The sequence below is a fragment of the Pseudoalteromonas sp. S558 genome (genome assembly GCF_005886635.1).
GTDB classification, from domain to species: Bacteria; Pseudomonadota; Gammaproteobacteria; order Enterobacterales; family Alteromonadaceae; genus Pseudoalteromonas; species Pseudoalteromonas aliena.
On record NZ_PNDU01000571.1, the window covers coordinates 1 to 693 of the forward strand.

Consider the following 693-nt stretch of genomic DNA (forward strand, 5'->3'; position numbering starts at 1 on the left):
TATAATACCAACCTGCATAAATCTTTGATCAATTTAACGAATTAAATTGCACTATAACGTCGTTAAAAATTTTTTATTTAGAACAACTAGATACAAAAATTTTTGCCTAGTTCTAGCGTAATTTTTTAACGTTAAATAGACCCCATATATAAGCAGGTTGGAATTAAAATCCATACATAATTGGAACGTTCTTTTTTAGTTTGTGTGTAATTCGCTGATAAACATGTAAAATCGTTTTCAACTTGTTAATGGAGTGAAAACAACGTGAGTGAACTAAATACAAATCAACCATTCGCGGTCAATGAACAGCCAAATAAAAATTACCTGTTTCCACTGACTGCGATGACAACCCTTTTTTTTTTATGGGGGTTTATAACTGTTTTAAACGATGTACTAATACCACGCCTAAAGGGGGTATTTGACCTAAGCTACTTTGAAGCAATGTTAATTCAATTCTGCTTTTTTGGGGCTTACTTTATTGTCTCTATTCCGGCAGGGATGTTAGTTAAACAACTAGGTTACAAAAAAGGTATTTTAACAGGGCTCGTCGTTGCGTCTATAGGGTGTTTATTATTTTACCCTGCTGTAGTGGTGCATGAATATTGGATCTTTTTAAGCGCTTTATTTGTTCTCGCTTCTGGTATTACTGTCTTGCAAGTTTCAGCTAACCCTTATGTAGCTGCCTTAGGTCCT

1 protein-coding gene is annotated in these 693 nt (G+C 34.2%); it reads left to right on the forward strand.

Annotated features, from left to right (window positions below):
* Positions 1-264: 264 nt before the first annotated feature.
* Positions 265-693: MFS transporter (locus CWB66_RS21485; protein WP_138587009.1), on the forward strand; the 429-nt coding region annotated here is incomplete at its 3' end.